Genomic DNA, 23,580 nt, shown 5'->3' on the forward strand with positions numbered 1-23,580 from the left:
CGCAGCCTCGCTGCGCTCGACAGCTCCTACAGGGGGAGGCCACATTGATGGTGGTCAAGTCGGACCCGGATGGCCAGGCGCACACTGGCGCAAACCCATCGTGGAGATCACCGACATGCCCCTTTCCCTGGCCAAAATGCGCCGTCAGTACACCCTCGATGGCCTGGACGAAATCCAGGCACCCGACCACCCCATGGCTTTGTTCAGGCTCTGGATGCAACAGGCCCGCGATACCGAAAGCCCACCGGTGGAAGCCAACAGCATGGCCCTGGCGACGGTGGACGAGCAGGGTCGGCCTCATTGCCGGATCTTGTTGCTCAAGGGATTCAGCGACGAAGGTTTCTCGTTTTTCGGCAATTATCAAAGTGGCAAGGGCCAGGATCTGGCGGTCAACTCCTGGGCGGCCATGACGTTTTTCTGGCCAGGGCTGGAGCGGCAAGTGCGGATTGAGGGGCCGGTCGACAAACTCGATCCGGCATTGTCGGATGCCTATTTTGAATCCCGTTCTGTCGCCAGTCGCCTGGGCGCCTGGGCGTCGCCACAAAGCCAACCACTGGAGGGCAGGGCAGCACTCGAAACCTTGCTGGCGCAAACCGAAAAACGCTTTGCCGATCAACCCGTGCGACGCCCCGACCATTGGGGAGGCTATTGCCTGCGGCCCGAACGGCTGGAATTCTGGCAGGGCCGCGCCGACCGTTTGCACGATCGCCTCGACTACCGCCTGCAAGACGGTGCCTGGCAACGTAGCCGCCTGGCCCCCTGAATGGATGCCTTTGTAGGAGCTGCCGAGCATAGCGAGGCTGCGATCTCTTGATCTTTTGATCTTTTGATCTTTCGCTTGAGACTCAAGTGCCTCGGGAAAGATCGCAGCCTCGCTTCGCTCGACAGCTCCTACAGCAGCTCCTACAGCAGCTCCTACGCAGGACAGGATCGTTCCTGCATGGGGCGCCGAGGGAGGTACCTCCAAGGAGGAATAGGCCCGGCCACGATTGCGGTTCAGGCTGGGCCATCTTTTCTGACAGGACGGCTGATCATGGCCCATCTGACGCAACGCCTCTTTCAACCGCTGAACATCGCGGTGCTCACCATCAGCGATACCCGAACTTTCGAAACCGACACCTCGGGCCAGACCCTGGCGGACCTGCTGAAAACGGCCGGACACGTGCTCATCGACCGTGGGCTGGTGAAGGACGATATCTACCAGATCCGCGCCCAGGTTTCCCAGTGGATTGCCGACGCCAAGGTGCAGGTGGTGTTGATGACCGGCGGCACCGGGTTCACCCGGCGCGACAACACCCCCCAAGCGGTGGCGCCGTTGCTGGACAAACACGTGGACGGTTTCGGCGAGCTGTTCCGTCAGGTGTCGCTGGCGCAGATCGGCATGTCTACCCTGCAATCGCGTGCCTTGGCGGGCATGAGCAACGGCGTGTTGGTGTGCTGCTTGCCGGGTTCGCCAGGGGCCTGCCGGACCGGTTGGGAGCAGATCCTGGCCGGGCAATTGGACAGCCGCACCGGCCCGTGCAATTTCACCCCCCACCTCAAGCCCCAGCCAGGTATTGCCCTGGCACCGTGTGAGGCGCGTTCATGAGCAGCGGCGGGTGTGGCAGCGCCTGTGACAGCGGCGCGCTGATGCCGGTGGATGAAGCCATCCGCTACCTGCTGGATCAGGCACCGCTGCCGCCTTCGGTGCAGCGGGTGGCGCTGGACCAGGCCTTGGGCCGAGTGCTGGCGGCAGACATTCGCAGCCCCATGAACCTGCCGCCGTGGGACAACAGCGCCATGGACGGTTATGCCCTGCGGGCCGCCGACCTGCCGGCCGGCGGGGGGCATCTGACCTTGGTTGGGCGCATTGCCGCCGGAGAGGCACCGGGTCAACCGTTGCAGGCCGGGCAGGCGGTGCGAATTTTCACCGGCGCGCCGCTGCCACCGGGGGCCGACACCGTGGTGCCCCAGGAAAGCTGCCGGGTGGAAGGGGAGCGGGTCTGGTTGCCACCGGTCAATGGCGGGGAGCATGTGCGCAAGGAAGGCGAGGAAATGCAGCGCGGGGACCGTTTGCTTGCCGTCGGAAAACGCTTGCGGGCCCAGGAGCTGGGGTTGCTGGCCGGTGCCGGGATTGCGCAGGTGGACGTTTATCGACCCTTGCAGGTTGGCCTGCTCAGCAGCGGCGATGAACTGCGCGAGCCGGGCGAAACGCTGGCACCGGGACAGATCTACAACAGCAATCGTCACAGCCTCGCGGCACTGCTGCGCGGCTGGGGCCTGGAGGTACATGACTACGGCGTCATGCCCGACAAACTGCTCGCCAGTCGCCAAGCCTTGAGCCTGGCGGCGGCCGAATGCGACTTGCTGCTGACCTCCGGCGGCGTGTCGGTGGGCGAGGAAGATCATCTCAAGCAAGCCATCGAAGCACTGGGTAGCGTTGACCTGTGGCGCCTGGCGATCCAGCCGGGCAAACCCCTGGCCTTTGGCGAGGTGGCCGGCAAACCCTGGATCGGGCTGCCGGGTAACCCTTCGGCGGCGCTGATCACCATGTTGATTATCGTGCGCCCGTTTCTGTTCCGGGCTCAGGGCATGGAGGACGTGTTGCCTGTGGCGTTGCAGTTGCCGGCCGGGTTCGACTGGCCAAAGCCCAACCGGCGACGGCAGTACCTGCGGGCGAAATTGGCCCCGAGCGCCGATGGCTCGCTGTGTGTCGAGCTGCATCCCCAGCAGAGTTCGGCCATGTTGGCGGCCGCGTGCTGGGCCGATGGCTTGGCCGTGGTGGAGTGCCAGGCGCAAGTGCACAAGCACGACAAGGTGATGTATCTGCCGTTCGCGAGCTTGATGCATTGACGGCAATTGATTGCCGTCAAGGTGGCCGGCCGAGGTCTGGCTAGACTGGCGGCGCCCTTAGTTTTCTCACGAGGATGCCCCATGCAACTGGTTTGCCCGGCAGGGAATCTGCCTGCCCTCAAAGCGGCGGTGCGCCAAGGCGCCGATGCCGTCTATGTCGGCTTTCGCGATGACACCAATGCCCGGCATTTTGCCGGGCTGAACATGGACGACAAACAGTTCGATGCGGCTGTCGCACACATCCGTCAGCACCAACGCAAGCTGTACGTGGCGGTCAATACTTATCCGCAGCCCAAGGGTTGGGAGCGCTGGCAACGGGCGGTGGACCGCGCCGCCGATTTCGGCGTGGATGCGCTGATTGCCGCCGACCCTGGCGTGCTCAGCTACGCCCGCCAGCGCCATCCAAAACTGGCGCTGCACCTGTCGGTACAAGGCTCGGCGACCCACGCCGCGGCCCTGGCTTTTTACGCCCAGCGCTATGACATCCGTCGCGCTGTGCTGCCGCGGGTGCTATCCCTGGCCCAGGTACGGCAGGTGGCGGCGGGCAGCCCGGTGCCGATCGAAGTCTTCGGTTTCGGCAGCCTGTGCATCATGGCTGAAGGCCGTTGCCACTTGTCCTCCTACATCACCGGCGAATCACCGAACCTGTGCGGCGTCTGCTCGCCCGCCAAGGCGGTGCGCTGGAGCGAGGATGCCCAAGGCCTCAGCGCACGCCTGAGCGAGGTGCTGATCGACCGCTACACCCCCGAAGAACCGGCCGGATATCCGACCCTGTGCAAAGGCCGTTTCCTGGTCGGTGGCAAGCGTTTCCATGCGCTGGAAGAACCCACCAGCCTCGACACCCTGGACCTGCTGCCGGAGCTGGCGGCTATCGGCGTCGAAGCGGTGAAGATCGAAGGTCGCCAACGCAGCCCAGCCTACGTTGAACAAGTGACCCGGGTCTGGCGCGCGGCACTGGATGCCCACCAGGTCGCGCCGCAACGGTTCCGGGTGCAGGAAGAATGGCGCCAGGTGCTGGCTGGCTTGTCCGAAGGCAGCCAGACCACCCTGGGTGCCTACCATCGATCATGGCAATGAGGGGAGGCCAGATGAAACTCAGCCTGGGACCGGTCCTGTTCTACTGGGACAAAGCGCAACTGGGGAATTTCTATGCCGAGATGTCGGCATTGCCGCTGGACGTGATTTACCTGGGGGAAACCGTGTGCTCCAAACGCCGGGCGTTCTCCCTGGATCAATGGTTGGGGTTGGCGCGTGAGCTGCAAGCGTGCAGCCAGGCACAGATTGTGTTGTCGAGCCTGACGCTGATCGAAGCAGCCTCGGAGCTGTCCTCGCTGCGACGCCTGTGTGACAACGGCCAGTTGTTGGTGGAAGCCAATGACATGGGCGCGGTGCAGTTCATGGCTGAACGCAAACTGCCCTTTGTGGGAGGCCCGGCGTTGAACCTGTACAACGGCCACGCCCTGGGGCAATTGCTCGACAACGGCCTGGTCCGCTGGGTGCCGCCGGTGGAGTGCTCGGCGGCGCTGATCGGCGATGTGCTGGAGCAGGTGCGCGAGATGGACCGCGAGGTGCCCGAGGTGGAGATATTCGCTTACGGCCATCTGCCTTTGGCGTACTCGGCGCGCTGCTTTACCGCCCGAGCCGAAAACCGCCCCAAGGACGACTGTCAGTTCTGCTGCATCAACTACCCCGACGGCCTGGCGCTGAGCAGTCAGGAAGGCCAGCAGTTGTTCACCCTCAACGGTATCCAGACGATGTCGGGCGAGGTGACGAATCTACTGGCCGATTACAACGCACTCATGGCCAGTGGCGCCGACCTGCTGCGCCTGAGCCCGCGTGCCCAGGGCATGGCCGAGGTGGTCACGGCCTTCGACAAAGTGCGTCAGGGCGAGGCACCACCGCTGTTCGTGGACGGTTGCAACGGTTACTGGCACGGCCATGCCGGCATGTTGAAAGTAGAGGAGGCGGGCCTGTGTTGAGTCCGAAGAAGTGGGCACTCAAAGGTGCCGACCGCTTGCTGCCGCTGGTGGGCAAGGTACCGTTTGTGGTGCAGCGCCTGGCGTTGCAGCAGGCGCTCAATCGCTGCTTGGCCGAGCCGCTGCGCGACGGCGGGTTCGAGGTGCTGCGTGGGCGCTGGTTGTGCCTGCGTGTGCCCGACCTGAAGTTGTGCTGGTACCTGACCTTGGCGCGGGAGGGATTACGCATTGCCGAACGGGCCGAGGCCCAGGTCACCATCAGCGGCAACTGGCGCGAATTCCTGTTGCTGGCCAGTCGTCAGGAAGACCCTGACACGCTGTTCTTCCGTCGCCGCTTGGTGATCGAGGGGGATACCGAGTTGGGGTTGGCGTTGAAGAATTTGATCGACAGTCTTGATCCGGACGTCCTGCCACCGTGGCTCTGGCGCAATCTGGAGCGGGCAGGGAAGGGGTTGGCGGCGGGGTGAGAAGTTGAGTTGCTGTGATCGACGCAGATCCAGTGTATGGCTTGCCTGCGATATAGGTGGCCTCACAGCCGGCCTGGCTCCTGCGGATGTAACCCATCCATGTGGGAGCCGAGCTTGCTCGCGATGGCGGCCTGACAGCCGACCTGTCCGCGTATCCCCGCAATAACCTGGTAGCGCGAAGCCCTTTACCTGAGAGTTCATGTGTTCACTCCAAGCACCGACTGACCACAGAAACATAACTTAGGTGAGAAAGTTATTTCAGAGAGAGCACTAGGTAACTGTCAGATCAAGTCTGAATCTCTACGCCCCACGGAAACGCTCGGTGACAATCGGGCTAGCGCTCGTCGAAAACCTTCCACTTTGGACACATCTCCCCGGGTTCTGTGGGTAATGACGCCATAGGCGTAAGGGAATAAACCCTCCAGCCAGTCTCGTGGGTGGATCTCGACGCTGTTCTCCAGTGTCGCGACGACCCAGTCGGGGAGCCATGACATATCGCGGTCCGAGAAATTGACTTCGCCTGCTATCAGTAACGCCAGGGTGGTGCGCAGCGACGACTTGTCCTTCAATAATCGCTCTTGCAGCGCTTGGCAAGCGTCCGGGTTATCCAGTAACACTCGAAGATCGTTGGGCTTGCTCAGCTTCAGTGAGGCCGGAAGCAGCGCAGACAAGGCCGGTAACGAGTCCATCCAGCGTTTTTGCACCTCCAGATCAATCCCGACGAAGTCCAGCGCAGGGGGCGCAATCGGAGCGTGACGGATAACCGTGGGTGTCAGGTAGCGCAGGCGAAGGCTCATGATGTCCATAAAGAGCCGGTCACTGGCGCATAAAACCTCCGCGGTAGGTGCGGTGCGCGGTGTGGTTGATGGCGGTGGGCCGATAATGAACGTCGCATTGCGTCGATGGGGCAGGTGATGAATATCGCCCCAGCTGTCGTTCAGGCAGTGGGCGAGCCAAGCCTGGGGCGTAGGGCCGTTGAACGGATCCAGGTTCATGGGAACGCCAAAACCGTTGAACACCACGTGACCAAGAGGGTTGAGGCGGCTCTTCAATAGTTGGTGGAATCCATGATCAAACACGATCGGGGCATAACCGCTCTGGGTGTAGAGGTCGACAATAATGACGTCGTACCGGTCGGGGGTGACGACCAGGAAGTGCGCGGCATCGGCGACCACGCTGTCAAAGTCGATATGCGCTGAAAGTCGGTTCCGGTTGTCGAGGCTGCGCACAAGTGAGGTCTCGTCCAGATCAACGGCCAACAGACTGGCCACTCTGGTGCTGGCTGCGATCGGCGCCAGCGCCACACCGTCCGAAAGCCCCAGCATCAGCACCGAGATTCGATCCTTGGACGGGTCGCCCAGAAAACCGGTACAGCCCATGTCGTCATAATATTGGCCACAGAAGATCTGTTCATGTCGAGCAGATTCAGGTCGATCCTTGAATTCCAGCATATTGAAAGGCAACTCCGTTTGTAAGAGGCTGGGGTACGGCGAGGCGCGTCAGTGCGCAAACGCTTTAGGGTATTTGTCCAGATAGGCATCATTGAGCTGGGTATCCTGGGAGCGCATGAAAGTTTTAAAGTCGGGTACCAGAAAGACCAGCAAAGACAACAGCAGTACCATGGCGCCCAGCAGCGTGATTGTCAGTGCAACCCCCAAAGAGGCGATCAGGGTGTTCATCGCGAAACTGCCCAAGGGGCTGGCCGCCGCAGACAGAAATGAAACCGTTGCAAAAATCCGGTTGCGATGGAGCTTTGGCGTTGCCAGCAACCTCACAGCGGAAGTGGGGATGTTAATCAACATCAGGCCGACGCCGCCGCAGAAAAAGGCCGCGGGCACGATGAACGACGATGAAACGGTCCCGACCACTACAAGGTTGCACCCCAGCAATGCGAAACCTGCGGACACACACATGTCACGGGGGACCCGGTCGGATAACCAGCCGATGATCTTGTAACTCCCCGCCAGAATGCCCAGTCCGAAGCACGAATCCAGAAGACCGATGTAAGTGACCGGGTATTGGATGACGTCCTTTACATACAATGGGATCAGGATGGTGAAGAACGGAAACAGGGCAAAGTTGATCAGCATTGCAATGATGGCCAGGTAAAATTCGACTTTCACTCCGTAAACTACTTTGAAGCCGGAATAGATCATGCTAAAGCCGCTGGCACCCGGGGCTTTTTCGCCTTGGTCAGTGGCGCCGATGGGGCTCGGGATGGTCGCGATCAACGCCCCGGCGATGAGAATTGCAAAAAAATCGGCGGCAAAGGCGAACGTGATACCGAATCCGTAAATCAACCCGCTGGCCAGTACCGGTCCCAGCAGAATGGAAAAGGACGACATCACGCTTTTGGTCCGAAAGGCCAGGGAGACTTTATCGTCGTCTGCAAACAAAGGAATGATCGAAGCCTGGAGAGGGTCGCGTACGCCGACGATCGCACTGCTGATCATCATCAGCGCGCCCACCGTCCAGGGGTTGAACGACCCCGTGGCGGACAGTACCACCATCAACAGCGCTGTCAGCAGGCTGATCCATGAGGCCAGCTTGATGATCAGGATTTTGTTGTACTTGTCCCCCAGCCATCCCAGCAGGGGTTTGGCTAACACCTCCGTCGCGATGGAACAGGCAATCATGTTGGCGAAATAGAGCGCTGAGCCTGTTTCCTGCAAGGCCCACCAGGCCACCGCCAGTTGATTGCAACGTCCCCCCAGAACCATCAACAAAAAGCTGAATTGCACTTTCAGAAGACGCCGGTCGATGCCGGGAAAGCCCCACGTAATGCCTGAAAAATTTGCATTCATTGACGTACCTTTGATCCGGATAAGGTGGCTGCGCAATCAGGGGTGTTCAAAAAAAGACGAGGTACGTTCATTAGGGTAAATCTCCAGATACCGCTCGATGCCACCCTCAAGGCTATAGAGTTCTGCTTCCTGACTGACGGTACGAATTGCCAGAAGGGCCGCCTTGCTCCTGATGCCGGATTTGCAATAGAAAACGATACGGCGGGCGGTATCGAGTTCTTCCTGGCGCTTGATGATGTCTTTGAGCGGAATCGGTCTGCCGCCTAGCGAACCTTGCTGATGCTCGCTGACATCGCGCACATCGACCAATTGAAATGGCGCTTGTGTCGCTATCCAGTCATGCAGGGTGTCGGGTGATAGCCAGTCGCTATCGCGCCACGCAGGCGTGGTCGTAGCGCCAAGCGTTCTCGCAGGGGGACGGTCCCGTGTTTTTTTGTTGATGTTCAACAGGTGGAAGGTGTTGTCCAGGCAGTCGATAGACAACAATTGCCCGCTCAATGGCTCCCCGGCACGAAGGATGAGCTTGAGTACTTCGTTGGCCTGAAAGCAACCGAGCAAGCCAGGTATGACGCCAAGAACGCCCGCTTCCGAACAGTTTTGTGTCAAGTGCGGTGGCGGCGGTGTTTTGAACAGATCCCGGAAGCACGGCCCCCGTTGTTGAGTGTGCCGGTTGTAATAATTAAATACCGACACCTGCCCCTCGAACTGACTGATTGAGGCGTAAACCATCGGTTTTTCACACTCGATACAGGCGTCACTGATGAGGTATTTGGCGTCGAAGTTATCAGTAGCGTCGACGATGATGTCGTATTCCGCCAGCAGCGAAAGGACGTTGTCCGGGTTCAGCGTGGTGGCAACGGTGTGGACTACGATGTCGGGGTTCAACTGATTGATGCGACGTTTGGCTGCCACTACTTTCAGGTCACCTACATCGGCAATCGCATAGAGAATTTGTCGGTGCAGATTGCTCACGTCGACAATGTCGTTATCAACGATGCCGATCGTCCCGACGCCAGCACCTGCCAGGTACAAGAGTACCGGGCAGCCCAGTCCCCCGGCGCCGACCACCAGCACCTTGCTGTCTTTGAGACGCTGTTGCCCCTGAGCGCCGACTTCGCTGAGGATGATTTGGCGGGCGTAACGGGAGGTGTCTGTCTTCAGGTTGCATTGCATGTCAGCCACCTGCCACTGCGTTGATCAGAATCAATTGCGCATTGCTGTCCAGGGGACAACGGCGATCATGCTCACTGGTCACGGGCATGCCGTCGACGAACAACCCCACGAACGGCAGCGGGTACAGGTCCTCAGAGAAGACCGGGCCAATCAGGTCGGGAAACCGTGCGGTCAGATTGTTCAGTACATCGCTGACACACAAGCCCTCAGTGACGTATGTTTTATGCTGTTCGGTGTAAAACATGAACTGCCGGGGAAAGTGTACGACGGCCATAGGTCATCCTTGAGCGGTGTTAGTTGTTAGGTCGCTGGAAAACGCATCCAGCCTGGAGGTGATCAGTTTTCCGATTTCGGACAATTCGGCCGAGGCCTGGAGAGTGGCCAGACTTTTGAGGAAGTACTGGTGTAAGTAGTCGAGTCGTTCGGGACGAGCTCGCCCGGAACCGCTGACCAGCAACCGCTGGTGGTAGTTCACGGCGCCGACCGCAAACAGGCAAGCCAGCAAGACACCCCTAGGGTTCTTGCCTCCGGTTCCTGATGGCAATATGTAGTCGTTCGAACTGTCCTTGAGCTGGAAGTCGTAAATCTCAGCGATCAAACTGGACCAGATATGGGACAGTTCATGCACCAGTAACTCTTCAAGGTCCGTCATGCTGGTAAATGCGGCTTCGCCCAGAAACATTTGTTGCGGCAGCACCGGATTGGTCAGACTGACTTGTTGAGTCAGCAACTTATGTATATTCACCGGCAGGTCCAATAATTTGGTCCATTCCGGCAGCAAGGCTTTGAGGTTGCTCTTCGCTTCGGCCAACATGATCTGCTCGGCGTTACCGAGGGCTTGATGGGGTGGGAACGAGGGCGAACCTTCGACGTGCCGAGTATACAGGGTGGTGGCAAAATCTGGTTGCAAATAGGTGGTTAAAGGCAACTCGCCTCCCTCGATATTTTTACGTACAACGGCGACGAGCGTTAAAAGTTTTGTGCTATTGAACATGGGGTGCACAAAGGGTAAACCATTTATTTCACACAGTATCTCTGATGGCGACATTCTGTTTCACCGTCCTTGTCCATGGTTGTAATTTGAGAAAATCGATCAAGTCCAGACTCTTTATTCTGTAGCCGGAAAAATTGGCCAAGGCGTTGTCTATTTGTTTCTCCGCGACAGGGAGTGCCAGCAAGGCTTCTTTCAAGCAATTTAATGTTCGATGTCCGTACCACATGTTTTTCAGGTAATGAAGTATGTGTTGCTCTTGTGCCGGCGTAATGATCCGTTCAGTCGTCCACTGTCTTAAAAACTGCCTGATATGAATAAGTGGTTCGCTGAGCGAAAGAAATGGCTCTTGTGCTTGATGTATTAGGGTCACTTCGTCGTCGGACATGTCCGGATCGCTGGCGAATTGTCGATACACTTCACCAAAGCCTGTCATTCCCAGCGTATCCATTTCACAGGCGCGAATGGCACCCATGGAGGATAATCCCCAAATGCGCCAACCCGCACTCAGGGCGTCGAGTATCTCGGCATGGCCGACGGCAGGGTGAGCATGGAACACGCCATCGACTATGGCGAGGTTCGAAGGGGGCGATTGCGCCACCAGGCGTTCGATATCGCCACGCTTGACGGGCGGGCGTAACACCAAGCCACCACCGCACAGTAACTGATTGTCTATTCCTTGCAGGGAGGGGCCCGCAAACAGCGTACATGTCTCAAGCGCATTGTTTGACATACGTAAGTAACCTCGGACCGACCCTTTTTAAACCGGGTTCAAAGGCTTCAAGCCCCGGAATTATGATTCTGATCACAGTAATGTCGTCCGTCGCTTTACTGAGCAAAACCCTTAGCACGGTACTGAGCCCGACACTTTGCAACCGCTCAATGAGCAACTCCCAGGCCGATTCGATCGTTGGGATCGCGGCTTCCTGGCAGTCGATGGAGGAGTAATCAATCATCTGGTCCCGGGAAGTGGCCACGGTACGCAACCGTGAGATGGCGTGAAGTTCGACCGAACGGCCCTTCTTCTCGAAGTATTTGACGCGCTCGATGATGTCGTCCCGGCCCCCGTGGATGTGGCTTAAACGGCTTTGGGCCGCCTCGCAGATAGCCCGGATCAAGGCGATTTCCTTGATGGGATGTAACCCTGAACCGGTGGCCACAGAGATGGGCGCCTGGGAGGATTCTTCCATGATAAAAGCCTGAAAGTAGGCCAGGCCAAAACAGTTCTCGGTGTAACGAACCGACAGGCTTAATCCCGCGTCATTGATTTTATTGATGAGGGAGTCGGTTTCTGCGCTGTAGCGGTCCAGATTGACGAGGCAGGAGCGGTCATGCAGGTGATTAAAGGCTTGGACATCGCGCTCCATGAGTTCGCAAACAGCGTGTACCGAGGCTTCCACCAAGTCATTGCCTGAAGCCAAGCCACTGGAGCTTTCCCCGAAGAGTTGTTGCCCGGGGTTTTCGGGGTAGGGAATGAACACCAGTTCGGCGGGTGCAAGCACCTTTTGCTTGCGCAATACATCCTCAACTTCGATGGCCATGATGAGCGAATCAGCATCGGCAGAGAAGCCATACAACATGCAGAACTGATTGAAAACTATTCGTCCTTCGTGGCTTTCAATGAGTTGCCTCGGCGTGGTCTTTAACAGCTTCAGTTGCGCCGTGTTGTATTGCGCAAGGCTGAACTCGATGGCTTCCATGTACGCGCCTATTTTGGCTTCTGCTGATCTGAGGCCTTTGCCAGCATTTACGCACAGCGAACCCTTCAATGCATCGGGTCGTATACTGGCAAATACCGGAATTCCAATACGGTCCAGCCAAGTTGTGTCGGTTACTCGGGTAATGCCCAAGCGCGGGGCCATATTGTTGACGATACTTTTTAATGTTTCTTCGGCACTGCGGCGACGAAGGCTTGAACTAAGCCTTTGCATAATTGGCCACCTTTAACTGATGAAGGTATAAGCAAGCATCATGTTTGACGCAATAAGAAACGGGAGGGAATGACCTCCCTCCCGTTTTTTTTAGGCTGCGACTTTAACTTTAACGTCTTCAGCCAGAGCCAGCGTCAAGACGTTGTTGTTCGACTGATGTGCCACAAAACCGGCGTGCATCAGGCTTTCATCGTTCAGAATGACGGAAAACTTCTCCGCGGTTTCTGCGTCCAGTTCAAGCTCGAAGTTTGCATCGTTAACTATAGAGTCCATTTCATTTATCCTGTCCGTAATATTGCGTTGAGAAAATTTGTTGCGCAACACCAATGAGATTTGCAGCTGATTGAGATTACGCCAACTGAAAATTAATTTCAGGATGTTGCGACTTTGCATTATCGCGGAGAGGTGGCGAGTTTTCTGAAATGTTAGTTCGTGCTGGTTGTAGGAATGAGCTTACTGACTCTTAGGATAGGTATATTGCTGTCGTAGGATGGGTCTTGGAAATTTCTGTAAGTAATTTCCGTAATCTTTAAGTTCTTGGCGCGTTGTCTCAAGATTAGATTTGCAGTATCGGTTGAGCTGACTTCAAAAAAACTGAATAAAAGCAAGTGCGTTCTAACTGACATACCGCGGAGACAGGTTTTAGGACCGCTTCGCGGTCCAGCGGGAGCAAGCTCCCTCGCCACAGGTTTTGGTGTTCGAGCCTTCTCAAGCCGTCTCGGTGGCTTCGATCATCTGGCTTTCAATCAGCCGCTTGATCTCCTCAAACAACTCGTCACTCTGCTCCTCGGTGCAATCCTCGCCGTTGCGTTTGCGCAAACCGTGGTGGCTCAAGATCAGATGCACATCGGCATGTAGGTCGTGCTGGTTCAGGCAGCCTTCGACGCATTGCAGCGGGCAGCCGTCCAGCGCCAGGATTCTCCGTCCCGAGCGCGCTTTATTGACCAGCGCAGCCACATGCCCGCCGACCCCGACGATGCAGGACATCTCGGCCAGACCGCTGCGATCCAGGCGCAGGGCCAGGGTATTGGCCAGCTGCGCGACATTCGAGCAGCCGGAGCAGGAGTAGACCAAGGGAAGGCTTGAATTGGACATGAGGGTTCTCCACTGATGGACTCTGCCAGTGTGCGAGGCCGGCAGTAGTACGCCTTGACCATGGTCAAATCCGAGACTGGCTCGGCTACTGTTGGTAAGCAGCAAGCTCTTCTTCAGCTAGGATCCGAATGTTACGCCGCTCCATAGCAATCAACCCCCCATCCACCAACCGATGAAGAATCCGCGAAAACGTCTCCGGCTGAATCCCCAGCTTGGAAGCCACCAGACGCTTGGACACCTGCAACACCAACTGACCATCCCGCGGATCCCGCTCCTGCAACAGGAAATTGATCACCCGCCGACTGGCACTGGCCAAGGTCAGGTTGTCGATGTCCTTGAGGCGCTGGTGCAGATGGATGCTCATGCTCGCCAGGATCGCCAGGCAGACCTTGGGCTGGTCCTCCAGGGCCTTGCGGTAATGGGTGCCCTCGATACTCACCAGCACGCTGTCCTTGATCGCCGACGCACTGACCGGGTAGCAACGGGCCTGGCTGAACAGCAGCGCCTCGGCGAAGGTCTGTCCGGGCTGGATGATTTCCACCAGGTTCTCCTGGCCCTCACCAGTCACCCGGAACAGCTTGATCTGGCCACTGACCAGCAAGAAAAACCGCTTGGCCGGATCGCCCTGGTGCATGAGCGTGCTGTTGCAGTCCAGGCGCCTGAGGACGGCCAGGCTGCAGACATCTTCAAAGACCCGCTCCGGCAGTTGGCTGAACAGGTGATGACGACGCAACAGTAAAACGATGGAAGGGTGGGTCAGCATGGCGTACCTCCGCGTGTCGTCATGGTAGAGCCCAAATCGCCGCCGGCCTATGCCTCGGCAGGCCTACCTCGGAAGAGGGATGGGCCTCTCGATCAAGGCACAAATCCGGTGGGGAGCGAAATCCAGGCTGCTGCCAATCCCCTGTGGGAGCAAAGCTTGCTCGCGATGGCGGCAGCACGCTCAACATTTCCGCAAGCTGAACCACTGCTATCGCGAGCAAGCTTTGCTCCCACAGGTTTTTTTCCTGCAGGCTCTGCTCACAGTTGGTGTGTTTTGCTGGGCTAACCCGCCCCGCGCAAATGCTCCATCGCCCACACGGCGGCTTCGACCCGTGAGCGCAAGCCGAGCTTGTGCAGCAGGTTCTTCACGTGGACCTTGACCGTGCCTTCGGTGATGCCCAGCTTGTGCCCGATGACCTTGTTGCTGTAGCCGCCGGCGATGGTCTTGAGTACCTGGCGCTCGCGCTCGGTCAGTTCCACATCGGCCTGGCGCGGTGGCGAGCGCAGCGCCTGGGCCATGACGCGGGTCAGGCCGGGGCTGATCACCAGGGCGCCGTTGAGGGCGTCGCGGATGTACTGGATCAGCAGCTCCGGCTCCATGTCCTTGAGCAGGTAACCGTTGGCGTCCAGGCGCAAGGCATCGCGGATGTCGTCCTCGGCATCGGACACGGTGAACAGCAGCACCTTGCCGGTGTAGTGCATGGCGCGCAGCCGGCGCAGGGTCTCGATGCCGTTCATCTGCGGCATGTTGTTGTCCAGCAGCACCAGGTCGGGCTTGAGCGGTTCGATCAGGGTCAAGGCTTCTTCGCCGTGGCTGGCTTCGCCAACGATCTGCAAATCGTCTTCGAGTTCAAGCATCTGACGAATGCCGCGACGCATCATCGGATGATCGTCGACCAGTAGCAGGGTGTGGCGCAGGGGGGCGTTCATGTTGCGAGGCCTTCGGTGTGTTGGCCCAGGAATTCCGGTTGGAAATGCACCTGGATGCGGGTGCCCTGGGGTGTTCGGGAGAGAATCTGCAGTTGGCCGCGCAGGCTGCGGGCTCGTTCGTTCATGATGTTCAGGCCATGGTGTTCGCGCTGGTCCACCTCGCCGCTGAAGCCGCGACCATCGTCTTCGATCGACAGCCGCACGGTCTCGCCTTCCTGGCGCAATTCGAGCCAGGCGTTCTCGGCATGGGCATGGCGCAGGCAGTTGGACAAGGCCTCGCGGGTGATCTGCAGGATGTGGATCTGCTCGCTGGCCGACAGCTCGAAGGCCAAGGTGTCGACGAACAGGTGCACCTGGAAATCCCCTCGGTTGGAGAACTCCTCGGCGGTGTCCTTGAGTTCTTCGACCAGGCCATCGTCGTGGATCTGTAGGCGGAAGGTGGTGAGCAATTCGCGCAACTGGCGATAAGCATTGTTCAGCCCTTCACGCAGCTCGCCGGTGACGGTCTCCAGGGTCTGCACCGGTTCGCCCCGACGCATCAGGGTCTGCATGCGGCTGACTTGCAGCTTCATGTACGACAAGGCCTGGGCCAGGGAGTCGTGAAGCTCGCGGGCAATGATCGTGCGTTCATCGAGCAGCAGCAGGCGATGGTCCTGTTCGCGCTGGCGCTTGAGGGACAGCGAGGTGCCGATCAAGTTGGCCAGGGCCTGGATCAATGCGGTTTCCCAGGGCTGCGCCGTGTGGCCATCGACAAAATGCGCCTTGAGCTCACCCAGTTCGGTGCCCTGGTTGCTGATGCTGAAGGCCTGCGGGCGTGCGGCGTTGTGTTTGTGGCAACTGGCGCAATCGCTGCTGGCGCAGACCTGGCGGCTGTCGGCGCCATGCAACGCCAGCAAGTGCCTGGCCGGTGCCTGCAATTGCCCTTGCAGGCACAACGTCAGGCGCAGGCCTGGCAGGCGCTGCTGGAAGCGTCGGATCAATTCATCCAGCCCTTCGGCATTGGCCTGGCGGGTCGCCAGGCTGCGACTGCTCTGGTACAGCAGCTCCAGGGCGGCGTTGGCCTGTTGCAGGTTCAGGGTCTTTTGCCGGACCTGGTTTTCCAGGGTGCGGTGCGATTGCTCGATGGTCTCGGCCATGGTGTTGAAACTGGTCGCCAACTGGCCCAGTTCATCTTCGGACTGGTGATTGACCCGCACCTGGAACTCGCCACGGCGAAAGCGCTGGGTGGCGTCCACCAACTCCTGCAAGGGCGTGACCACGCCGTACTGCAATTCATACAGGCCGATCAGCAGGATGATCATGGTGCTGAACAGCGCCGCGCCCTGGATCACCTGCTGCCAGCCTTGCTTATGCTCGCTCTGGCGTTGCAACAGGGTGACGAACTGGTCCAGTTGCTCGACGAAGGTGTTGGCGCTGGCCTGGAAAAATGCCGAGTCACCACGCTCGATGGCCGGGCGCAACGTCTGGTTCCAGCGTTGCACAAGATCGCGATAGCTCTTGTGCAGGGAGGTTTCCGGCCCATCTTCCAGCACGGCACGCAGGGCAGGGCTGTCGAGGCGTTGTTGCAGGCTGGCGATGATCGCCGGGATGTCGTCGTCAGCCCCCGCCGCCAGTTTCCAGCTCAGGTGGTAGGTCTCCATGCGCACGGAACCAGCGGTATTGATGGCGGCAGCGTCGCCTTGGCTGAACCAGGCGATCAACCCGGCACTCAAGGAGCTGGCCAGGGCCAGGATGGCGATCAGGATCACCGCCAGCCCGGCGCGGGCGGGCAGGGAACTGCGCAGCCAACGCATCATCGACGCGGGCCTGCGAGGCAAAACGGTGAACCGAGCATAGGGGGCGCCCTGGACCTGGGGGTGTAGCAGCCAATCCTGGGCGCACTACCTCTAAAGAGTTGTCGGCCGCTCCATTTCCATAAAAGCTTCGGCAGACTTGTTCAAGGTATTGATAAATAAAGGGTTGTATCAATATCCAGATATACCTCCTTGGAGGTAGACGGGCCAAGCATAGGCCTGGACCGTCCCGGGGCACGTTGACCCAAGTCAAGTTTTCACGGGGTTCGTATCACTAGGCTGCGCCCATCGAACTGACGGAGTGCATCGTGATGCGAGCGCAAGTGCAACAAGGGCTGGTACTAGGGATGAGTACCCTGGCCTTCACCGTGTGCTTCATGGTCTGGATGATGTTTGCCGTGCTGGGGGTTCCGATCAAGGAACTGCTGGCCCTCAATGAAACCCAGTTTGGCCTGCTGGCCGCCACGCCGGTACTGACCGGTTCGCTGGTGCGTCTGCCCCTGGGGCTTCTGACCGACCGCTTTGGCGGACGGATCGTGTTTTTCCTGCTGATGCTGGCCTGCGTATTGCCGCTGTATCTGATCACCCTCGCCACGGCCTTCTGGCAGTTTCTGGTGCTGGGCCTGTTCGTCGGCCTGGCCGGTGGCTCGTTCTCGGTGGGCATTGCCTACGTCGCCAAGTGGTTTGATAAGCAGAACCAGGGTTTTGCCATGGGCGTGTTCGGCGCCGGCAACGCCGGTGCAGCGCTGACCAAGTTCCTCGCTCCGGCGCTGATCGCGTTCGGCAGCTGGCACCTGGTGCCGAAAGTGTTCAGCGCCATCCTGTTCATCACCGCGTTGCTGTTCTGGTTTCTCACCACCGAGAAAAAGGAACACAGCGGCAAGGGCGGCGCGACGTTGCGCGAGCAATTGAAAACCCTGAAAGAGCCCGCCGTGTGGCGCTACTGCCAGTACTACTCGATCGTGTTCGGCGGCTACGTGGCCCTGGCATTGTGGATGACCAAGTACTACGTGCAGGAATACGGCTTCAGCCTGCAAAGCGCGGCGCTGCTGGCGGCGTGTTTCTCCTTGCCCGGTGGCGTGCTGCGGGCCGTCGGTGGCTGGATGTCCGACCGTTGGGGCGCCCAGAGCGTGACCTGGTGGGTGTTGTGGGTCAGCTGGATCTGCCTGTTCCTGCTCTCCTATCCCCAGACGCAGCTGCAAGTGCAGACCGTCAACGGCATCGTCGATTTCCACATCGGCCTCAGCCCCACGCTGTTCACCGTGCTGCTGTTCGTGATGGGCATCGCCTTCGCGTTCGGCAAGGCCTCGGTCTTCAAGTACATCGCCAACGACTACCCGAAGAACATGGGCGCGGTGTCCGGCATCGTCGGCCTCGCCGGCGGCCTGGGCGGGTTCGTGCTGCCGATCATGTTCGGCGCCCTGGTGGACCTCACCGGCGTGCGCTCGTCCTGCTTCATGTTGATGTACGGCGTGGTCTGGGTGTCCCTGGCCTGGATGTACTTCAGCGAAATGCGCAAGCGCCCGCTGCTGGGTAAACAGCCGCCGGCCACTCAATCCCCGTTTTCCAGCATTGCCCAAGGAGAAGAACATGTCCGTTCTGCAAACGCCTGAAAAGGGCCCGGTCATTCATGACTGGCGCCCGGAAGACCCTGCGTTCTGGGGCAAAAGTGGCAAACAGACTGCCCGGCGCAATTTGTGGATTTCGATTCCTGCGCTGCTGTTGGCCTTCGCGGTGTGGATGGTCTGGAGCACGGTGATCGTGCGCCTCAATGCCATCGGCTTCAGCTTCACCACCGACCAGTTGTTCTGGCTGGCGGCATTGCCGGGGCTGTCCGGCGCGACCTTGCGCATCTTCTACTCGTTCATGGTGCCGATCTTCGGCGGGCGTCGTTGGACTGCGCTGAGCACGGCGTCGTTGCTGATACCGGCGTTGTGGATGGGCTTCGCCGTGCAGGATCCGGCCACGCCCTACAGCGTGTTCGTGCTGATCGCACTGTTGTGCGGTTTTGGTGGCGGCAACTTCGCCTCGAGCATGTCCAACATCAGCTTCTTCTACCCCAAGTCCCAGCAGGGCACCGCCCTGGGCTTGAACGCCGGCCTGGGTAACCTGGGCGTGTCGGTGATGCAGTTCAGCGTGCCGCTGGTGATCTCCTTTGGTGTGTTCGGCTTCATGGGCGGCCAACCGCAAGTCTTGGCTGATGGCAGCTCGCTGTGGCTGCAGAACGCCGGCTTCATCTGGGTGCCGTTCATCCTCGCCGTGACCCTGATTGCCTGGTTCGGCATGAATGACCTGTCCAGCGCCCGCGCTTCGTTCAGCGAACAGGCGGTGATCTTCAAGCGCAAGCACAACTGGCTGATGTGCTGGCTGTACCTGGCCACCTTCGGTTCGTTCATCGGTTTCTCCGCCGCCTTCCCGCTGCTGATCAAGACTTCGTTCCCGGAAGTCATCGCCTTGAAATTCGCCTTCCTCGGCCCACTGGTGGGCGCGCTGGTACGGCCGCTGGGCGGCTGGTTGGCGGACAAGCTCGGTGGCGCGAAGGTCACCCTGTGGAACTTCGTGTTGATGATCGTGATGGTGTTCGGCGTCTTGCACTTTCTTCCACAGAACGGCGAGGGCGGCAGCTTCTACGGCTTCCTGGGCATGTTCATGTTGCTGTTCATCACCACTGGCGTGGGCAACGGTTCCACCTTCCGCATGATCCCGGTGATCTTCCGCACCCTGCATGAGAAAGCCGCCCTGGGCAAAAAACCCGAGCTGCGCGAACAAGCGATCAAGAGCGCCGGCAAGGAATCGGCAGCCGTGCTGGGGTTCAGCTCGGCCATGGGCGCCTTCGGCGCGTTCTTCATTCCCAAATCATTCGGCACTTCGATGGCCCTGACCGGCGGCCCGGAGATGGCCTTCTACATGTTCGTCGGCTTCTACCTGAGCTGCATCGTGGTGACCTGGTGGTGGTATGCCCGCAAGGGCGCCGCGACACCTTGCTAAGCCGAACCTAAACCTGCGTGGGCGGGGCGCAGACCCCGCGGAGCAAGCCTGAGAGGAACACACTGTGAGTCATTTATTGGATCAACTGCGGTTTTTCAACCGCAAGCAAGGCGAGTTTTCCGATGGTCACGGCGAGACCCGCAAGGAGTCCCGCGATTGGGAGAACGTCTACCGTTCGCGCTGGCAGTACGACAAGATCGTGCGGTCCACCCATGGGGTGAACTGCACCGGTTCGTGCTCGTGGAAAATCTACGTCAAGAACGGCCTGATCACCTGGGAAACCCAGCAGACCGACTATCCGCGCACCCGTAACGACCTGCCCAACCACGAACCACGCGGCTGCCCTCGCGGCGCGAGCTACAGCTGGTACATCTACAGCGCCAACCGGCTCAAGTACCCGAAAATTCGCAAGCCATTGCTCAAGCTGTGGCGCGAAGCCCGGCAGACCCTGCCGCCGGTGGAAGCCTGGGCCAGCATCGTCGAGGACAAGGCCAAGGCCGACTCCTATAAAAGCAAGCGCGGCATGGGCGGCTTCATCCGTTCCAACTGGGAAGAAGTCAACGAGATCATCGCCGCCGCCAACGTCTACACCGTCAAGGAACACGGCCCGGACCGGGTGGTGGGTTTCTCGCCGATCCCGGCCATGTCGATGGTCAGCTATGCCGCCGGCTCGCGTTACCTGTCGCTGATCGGTGGCGTGTGCCTGAGCTTCTACGACTGGTATTGCGACTTGCCGCCAGCGTCGCCGATGGTCTGGGGCGAGCAGACCGACGTGCCGGAATCGGCCGACTGGTACAACTCCAACTACATCATTGCCTGGGGCTCCAACGTCCCGCAGACCCGTACCCCTGACGCCCACTTCTTCACCGAGGTGCGCTACAAGGGCACCAAGACCGTGGCGATCACCCCGGACTATTCGGAAGTCGCCAAGCTTACCGACTTGTGGCTCAACCCTAAGCAGGGCACCGACGCCGCGTTGGCCCAGGCCTTCAACCATGTGATCTTCAAAGAATTTCACCTGGACAAGCCCAGCGCCTATTTCACCGAATACGCCAAGCGCTACACCGACCTGCCGGTACTGGTGATGCTCAAGCCGATGCTCGGCGCGGCGCCGGGTGCGGGTTACCAGCCGGACCGTTTCCTGCGGGCCAGCGACCTGACCGACAACCTTGGTCAGGAAAACAACCCGGAATGGAAAACCATCGCCCTGGATGCCAGCGGCGAACTGGTTTCGCCCCAAGGCTCCATCGGCTATCGCTGGGGTGAGAAGGGCAAGTGGAACATCCTGCCCCGTGAAGGCGGCGAGGGTCGTGAGATCGACCTCAAGCTGAGCCTGATCGGCGGCGACGTCGCTGAGGTGGCGTTCCCGTACTTCGCCGGCGAAGCCCAGGAGTACTTCCAGCACGTGGCCGGTGACGCGGTGCAGTTCCGGCGGGTGCCGGTGCACAGCGTGGTACTGGCCGATGGCAGCGTGGCGAAAGTCGCCACGGTGTTCGACCTGTCGGCGGCCAACCTGGCGATCGACCGTGGCCTGGGCGGCGCCAACGTTGCCAAGGACTATGACGACGCTTCGGTACCCGGCACCCCGGCCTGGCAGGAGCAGATCACCGGTGTGAGTCGCGAGAAGGCGATCCAGATCGCCCGCGAGTTCGCCGACAACGCCGACAAGACCCGTGGACGCTCGATGATCATCGTCGGTGCGGCGATGAACCACTGGTACCACATGGACATGAACTACCGCGGGCTGATCAACATGCTCATGCTCTGCGGTTGCGTCGGCCAGACCGGCGGCGGTTGGGCCCACTATGTCGGCCAGGAAAAACTCCGTCCGCAATGCGGCTGGCTGCCCCTGGCCTTTGGCCTGGACTGGAACCGTCCGCCACGGCAGATGAACGGCACCAGCTTCTTCTACGGGCACAGTTCGCAATGGCGCCACGAGAAGATGAGCATGCACGATGTGCTCTCGCCCCTGGCCGACAAATCGCAATTCCCCGAGCACGCCCTGGACTACAACATCCGCGCCGAACGGGCCGGCTGGTTGCCGAGCGCACCGCAGCTCAACACCAACCCGCTGCACATCTGCCGCGATGCCGCCGCCGCGGGCATGGAGCCCAAGGACTACGTGGTCAAGTCGCTGCAGGACGGTTCCCTGCGCTTTGCCTGCGAGCAACCGGACAGCCCGGTGAACTTCCCGCGCAACATGTTTATCTGGCGTTCCAACCTGCTGGGCTCCTCGGGCAAGGGCCACGAGTACATGCTCAAGTACCTGCTGGGCACCAAGAACGGCGTGATGAACGAAGACATCGGCCATAGCACCGAGTGCAAGCCCACCGAAGCCGAATGGGTCGACGAGGGCGCCATTGGCAAGCTCGATCTGGTGACCACCCTGGACTTCCGCATGTCCTCGACCTGCGTGTATTCGGACATCGTCTTGCCGACCGCTACCTGGTACGAAAAAGACGACATGAACACTTCGGACATGCACCCGTTCATTCACCCACTGTCGGCCGCCATCGATCCGGCCTGGGAATCGCGTTCGGACTGGGAAATCTACAAGGGCATCGCCAAGGCGTTTTCCGCCATGTCGGTCGGCCACCTGGGTGTCGAGAAAGACCTGGTCACCGTACCGCTGATGCACGACAGCGTCGGCGAACTGGCCCAGCCATTCGGCGGCACCGACTGGAAAAGCGCCGGTGTGGCGCCGATCCCGGGCAAGAACGCGCCGAACCTGCACGTGGTGGAACGCGACTACCCGAACATCTACAAACAGTTCACCTCCCTGGGCCCGATGCTGGAAAAACTCGGCAACGGCGGCAAGGGCATCAACTGGAACACCGACACTGAAGTTAAATTCCTTGGCGAGCTGAACCACAAGGAAGTCGAGGCAGGTATCAGCCAAGGGCGGCCGAAGATCGACAGCGCCATCGACGCTGCCGAAGTGATCCTGTCCCTGGCGCCGGAAACCAACGGCCATGTCGCGGTGAAAGCCTGGGCAGCGCTGTCGGAATTCACTGGCATCGACCACAGCCACCTGGCCGTCTCCAAGGAGCACGAGGCGATTCGCTTCCGTGACATCCAGGCCCAGCCGCGCAAGATCATTTCCAGCCCGACCTGGTCTGGCCTGGAAGACGATCACGTGAGCTACAACGCCGGCTACACCAACGTCCACGAGTCGATCCCATGGCGCACCATCACCGGTCGCCAGCAGTTCTACCAGGATCACCCATGGATGCAGGCGTTCGGCGAGCAACTGATGAGCTATCGGCCACCGGTCAACACCCGCACCATCGCCGGCGTGAAGGGCAAGCGCAGCAATGGCGAGACCGAGATCGTCCTGAACTGGATCACCCCGCACCAGAAGTGGGGCATCCACAGCACCTACAGCGACAACCTGCTGATGCTCACCTTGAGCCGTGGCGGACCGATTGTCTGGCTCTCGGAAATCGACGCCAAGCGCGCCGGTATCGAGGACAACGACTGGATCGAATGCTTCAACGTCAACGGCGCGCTGACAGCCCGTGCGGTGGTCAGCCAACGGGTCAAGGAAGGCATGGTGATGATGTATCACGCCCAGGAACGGATCGTGAACGTGCCGGGTTCGGAAACCACCAAGACCCGTGGCGGCCACCACAACTCGGTGACCCGCGTGGTGCTCAAGCCCACCCACATGATTGGCGGCTACGCCCAACAGGCCTACGGCTTCAACTATTACGGCACGGTCGGTTGCAACCGCGACGAATTCGTCGTGGTGCGCAAGATGGTCAAGGTCGATTGGCTCGATGGTTCCAGTGGCGATGATTTGCCGCGTCCACTGCCGACTGATATCGAGGAGAACTGA

21 protein-coding genes are annotated in these 23,580 nt (G+C 59.7%); 9 read left to right on the forward strand and 12 right to left on the reverse strand.

Annotated elements, in window-relative coordinates; genetic code table 11:
- Nucleotides 1–115: 115 nt before the first annotated feature.
- From pdxH to ubiT, 6 genes are all read left to right on the forward strand, one after another.
- The gene (gene pdxH / locus GFU70_RS12295) at nt 116–763 is read left to right on the forward strand and encodes a pyridoxamine 5'-phosphate oxidase (RefSeq protein WP_058542398.1); all 648 of its coding nucleotides are present in this window, start codon (nt 116–118) and stop codon (nt 761–763) included.
- Nucleotides 764–1,033: 270 nt separating this feature from the next.
- On the forward strand, nt 1,034–1,588 hold the full coding sequence (gene moaB, locus GFU70_RS12300; protein WP_153388114.1) for a molybdenum cofactor biosynthesis protein B: 555 nt from the start codon (nt 1,034–1,036) through the stop codon (nt 1,586–1,588).
- Nucleotides 1,585–2,832, forward strand: a complete 1,248-nt coding sequence (gene glp, locus GFU70_RS12305) for a gephyrin-like molybdotransferase Glp (RefSeq protein WP_153388115.1) — start codon at nt 1,585–1,587, stop codon at nt 2,830–2,832. Before moaB ends, glp begins: the two co-directional genes overlap by 4 nt.
- A gap of 81 nt (nt 2,833–2,913) precedes the next feature.
- On the forward strand, nt 2,914–3,909 hold the full coding sequence (ubiU, locus tag GFU70_RS12310) for a ubiquinone anaerobic biosynthesis protein UbiU (RefSeq protein WP_153388116.1): 996 nt from the start codon (nt 2,914–2,916) through the stop codon (nt 3,907–3,909).
- An 11-nt stretch (nt 3,910–3,920) separates the two neighbouring features.
- Nucleotides 3,921–4,811: a U32 family peptidase gene (locus tag GFU70_RS12315; protein WP_116642380.1), complete on the forward strand. Its 891-nt coding sequence runs from the start codon at nt 3,921–3,923 to the stop codon at nt 4,809–4,811.
- Entirely contained in the window at nt 4,805–5,275 is a 471-nt protein-coding gene (ubiT, locus tag GFU70_RS12320; RefSeq protein ID WP_058542403.1) for a ubiquinone anaerobic biosynthesis accessory factor UbiT, read from the forward strand. The genes GFU70_RS12315 and ubiT overlap by 7 nt, the downstream gene beginning before the upstream one ends.
- A gap of 281 nt (nt 5,276–5,556) precedes the next feature.
- On the opposite strand, the gene GFU70_RS12325 is transcribed toward ubiT, so the two are convergent.
- The 12 genes from GFU70_RS12325 to GFU70_RS12380 all read right to left on the reverse strand — a co-directional run bounded on the left by GFU70_RS12325 (nt 5,557) and on the right by GFU70_RS12380 (nt 16,757).
- Nucleotides 5,557–6,726: a spermidine synthase gene (locus GFU70_RS12325; RefSeq protein ID WP_058542404.1), complete on the reverse strand. Its 1,170-nt coding sequence runs from the start codon at nt 6,724–6,726 to the stop codon at nt 5,557–5,559.
- Between the two features lie 48 nt (nt 6,727–6,774).
- Nucleotides 6,775–8,079: an MFS transporter gene (locus tag GFU70_RS12330; protein ID WP_077505729.1), complete on the reverse strand. Its 1,305-nt coding sequence runs from the start codon at nt 8,077–8,079 to the stop codon at nt 6,775–6,777.
- A 36-nt stretch (nt 8,080–8,115) separates the two neighbouring features.
- Nucleotides 8,116–9,252, reverse strand: coding sequence for a HesA/MoeB/ThiF family protein (moeB, locus tag GFU70_RS12335; RefSeq protein WP_058542406.1), 1,137 nt, complete (start codon nt 9,250–9,252; stop codon nt 8,116–8,118).
- A gap of 1 nt (nt 9,253) precedes the next feature.
- A complete protein-coding gene (locus tag GFU70_RS12340; protein ID WP_058542407.1) occupies nt 9,254–9,526 on the reverse strand; it encodes a MoaD/ThiS family protein in 273 nt (90 codons plus the stop codon).
- 3 nt (nt 9,527–9,529) lie between these two features.
- Entirely contained in the window at nt 9,530–10,246 is a 717-nt protein-coding gene (locus GFU70_RS12345) for a hypothetical protein (protein ID WP_153388117.1), read from the reverse strand.
- 28 nt (nt 10,247–10,274) lie between these two features.
- The gene (locus GFU70_RS12350) at nt 10,275–10,976 is read right to left on the reverse strand and encodes a TfuA-like protein (RefSeq protein WP_077505737.1); all 702 of its coding nucleotides are present in this window, start codon (nt 10,974–10,976) and stop codon (nt 10,275–10,277) included.
- Nucleotides 10,957–12,174, reverse strand: coding sequence for a YcaO-like family protein (locus tag GFU70_RS12355; RefSeq protein WP_153388118.1), 1,218 nt, complete (start codon nt 12,172–12,174; stop codon nt 10,957–10,959). The genes GFU70_RS12350 and GFU70_RS12355 overlap by 20 nt, the downstream gene beginning before the upstream one ends.
- Nucleotides 12,175–12,264: 90 nt before the next feature.
- Complete coding sequence (locus tag GFU70_RS12360) at nt 12,265–12,447, reverse strand: hypothetical protein (RefSeq protein WP_058542411.1); 183 nt, start codon at nt 12,445–12,447, stop codon at nt 12,265–12,267.
- A 435-nt stretch (nt 12,448–12,882) separates the two neighbouring features.
- Nucleotides 12,883–13,269 (reverse strand): putative zinc-binding protein, encoded by a 387-nt coding sequence (locus GFU70_RS12365; protein WP_058542412.1) that lies wholly within the window; start codon nt 13,267–13,269, stop codon nt 12,883–12,885.
- 85 nt (nt 13,270–13,354) lie between these two features.
- Nucleotides 13,355–14,032, reverse strand: coding sequence for a Crp/Fnr family transcriptional regulator (locus tag GFU70_RS12370; RefSeq protein WP_058542413.1), 678 nt, complete (start codon nt 14,030–14,032; stop codon nt 13,355–13,357).
- Nucleotides 14,033–14,313: 281 nt separating this feature from the next.
- Nucleotides 14,314–14,961 carry a two-component system response regulator NarL gene (narL, locus tag GFU70_RS12375; protein ID WP_003202460.1) on the reverse strand — a complete coding sequence of 216 codons (648 nt, stop codon included), beginning with the start codon at nt 14,959–14,961 and terminating at the stop codon, nt 14,314–14,316.
- Nucleotides 14,958–16,757: a HAMP domain-containing protein gene (locus GFU70_RS12380; RefSeq protein WP_116642374.1), complete on the reverse strand. Its 1,800-nt coding sequence runs from the start codon at nt 16,755–16,757 to the stop codon at nt 14,958–14,960. The genes narL and GFU70_RS12380 overlap by 4 nt, the downstream gene beginning before the upstream one ends.
- 308 nt (nt 16,758–17,065) lie before the next feature.
- Between GFU70_RS12380 and GFU70_RS12385 the strand changes: the two genes are divergently transcribed.
- The 3 genes from GFU70_RS12385 (at nt 17,066) to GFU70_RS12395 (ending at nt 23,580) form a co-directional block, all read left to right on the forward strand.
- Nucleotides 17,066–18,367: an MFS transporter gene (locus tag GFU70_RS12385; protein ID WP_217501339.1), complete on the forward strand. Its 1,302-nt coding sequence runs from the start codon at nt 17,066–17,068 to the stop codon at nt 18,365–18,367.
- Nucleotides 18,345–19,742, forward strand: a complete 1,398-nt coding sequence (locus GFU70_RS12390) for a NarK family nitrate/nitrite MFS transporter (protein WP_153388119.1) — start codon at nt 18,345–18,347, stop codon at nt 19,740–19,742. Before GFU70_RS12385 ends, GFU70_RS12390 begins: the two co-directional genes overlap by 23 nt.
- 64 nt (nt 19,743–19,806) lie before the next feature.
- Complete coding sequence (locus GFU70_RS12395; protein ID WP_153388120.1) at nt 19,807–23,580, forward strand: nitrate reductase subunit alpha; 3,774 nt, start codon at nt 19,807–19,809, stop codon at nt 23,578–23,580.

The sequence above is a fragment of the Pseudomonas brassicacearum genome (genome assembly GCF_009601685.2).
Lineage (GTDB): Bacteria > Pseudomonadota > Gammaproteobacteria > Pseudomonadales > Pseudomonadaceae > Aquipseudomonas > Aquipseudomonas kilonensis_B.

Excerpts from the sequence above, each read along its gene's own strand:
- pdxH (WP_058542398.1), top strand. The coding sequence starts at position 116 with ATGCCCCTTTCCCTGGCCAAAATGCGCCGTCAGTACACCCTCGATGGC.
- moaB (WP_153388114.1), top strand. The coding sequence starts at position 1,034 with ATGGCCCATCTGACGCAACGCCTCTTTCAACCGCTGAACATCGCGGTG.
- glp (WP_153388115.1), top strand. The coding sequence starts at position 1,585 with ATGAGCAGCGGCGGGTGTGGCAGCGCCTGTGACAGCGGCGCGCTGATG.
- ubiU (WP_153388116.1), top strand. The coding sequence starts at position 2,914 with ATGCAACTGGTTTGCCCGGCAGGGAATCTGCCTGCCCTCAAAGCGGCG.
- GFU70_RS12315 (WP_116642380.1), top strand. The coding sequence starts at position 3,921 with ATGAAACTCAGCCTGGGACCGGTCCTGTTCTACTGGGACAAAGCGCAA.
- GFU70_RS12325 (WP_058542404.1), bottom strand. The coding sequence starts at position 6,726 with ATGCTGGAATTCAAGGATCGACCTGAATCTGCTCGACATGAACAGATC.
- GFU70_RS12330 (WP_077505729.1), bottom strand. The coding sequence starts at position 8,079 with ATGAATGCAAATTTTTCAGGCATTACGTGGGGCTTTCCCGGCATCGAC.
- moeB (WP_058542406.1), bottom strand. The coding sequence starts at position 9,252 with ATGCAATGCAACCTGAAGACAGACACCTCCCGTTACGCCCGCCAAATC.
- GFU70_RS12340 (WP_058542407.1), bottom strand. The coding sequence starts at position 9,526 with ATGGCCGTCGTACACTTTCCCCGGCAGTTCATGTTTTACACCGAACAG.
- GFU70_RS12345 (WP_153388117.1), bottom strand. The coding sequence starts at position 10,246 with ATGTTCAATAGCACAAAACTTTTAACGCTCGTCGCCGTTGTACGTAAA.
- GFU70_RS12350 (WP_077505737.1), bottom strand. The coding sequence starts at position 10,976 with ATGTCAAACAATGCGCTTGAGACATGTACGCTGTTTGCGGGCCCCTCC.
- GFU70_RS12355 (WP_153388118.1), bottom strand. The coding sequence starts at position 12,174 with ATGCAAAGGCTTAGTTCAAGCCTTCGTCGCCGCAGTGCCGAAGAAACA.
- GFU70_RS12360 (WP_058542411.1), bottom strand. The coding sequence starts at position 12,447 with ATGGACTCTATAGTTAACGATGCAAACTTCGAGCTTGAACTGGACGCA.
- GFU70_RS12365 (WP_058542412.1), bottom strand. The coding sequence starts at position 13,269 with ATGTCCAATTCAAGCCTTCCCTTGGTCTACTCCTGCTCCGGCTGCTCG.
- GFU70_RS12370 (WP_058542413.1), bottom strand. The coding sequence starts at position 14,032 with ATGCTGACCCACCCTTCCATCGTTTTACTGTTGCGTCGTCATCACCTG.
- narL (WP_003202460.1), bottom strand. The coding sequence starts at position 14,961 with ATGAACGCCCCCCTGCGCCACACCCTGCTACTGGTCGACGATCATCCG.
- GFU70_RS12380 (WP_116642374.1), bottom strand. The coding sequence starts at position 16,757 with ATGATGCGTTGGCTGCGCAGTTCCCTGCCCGCCCGCGCCGGGCTGGCG.
- GFU70_RS12385 (WP_217501339.1), top strand. The coding sequence starts at position 17,066 with ATGCGAGCGCAAGTGCAACAAGGGCTGGTACTAGGGATGAGTACCCTG.
- GFU70_RS12390 (WP_153388119.1), top strand. The coding sequence starts at position 18,345 with ATGTCCGTTCTGCAAACGCCTGAAAAGGGCCCGGTCATTCATGACTGG.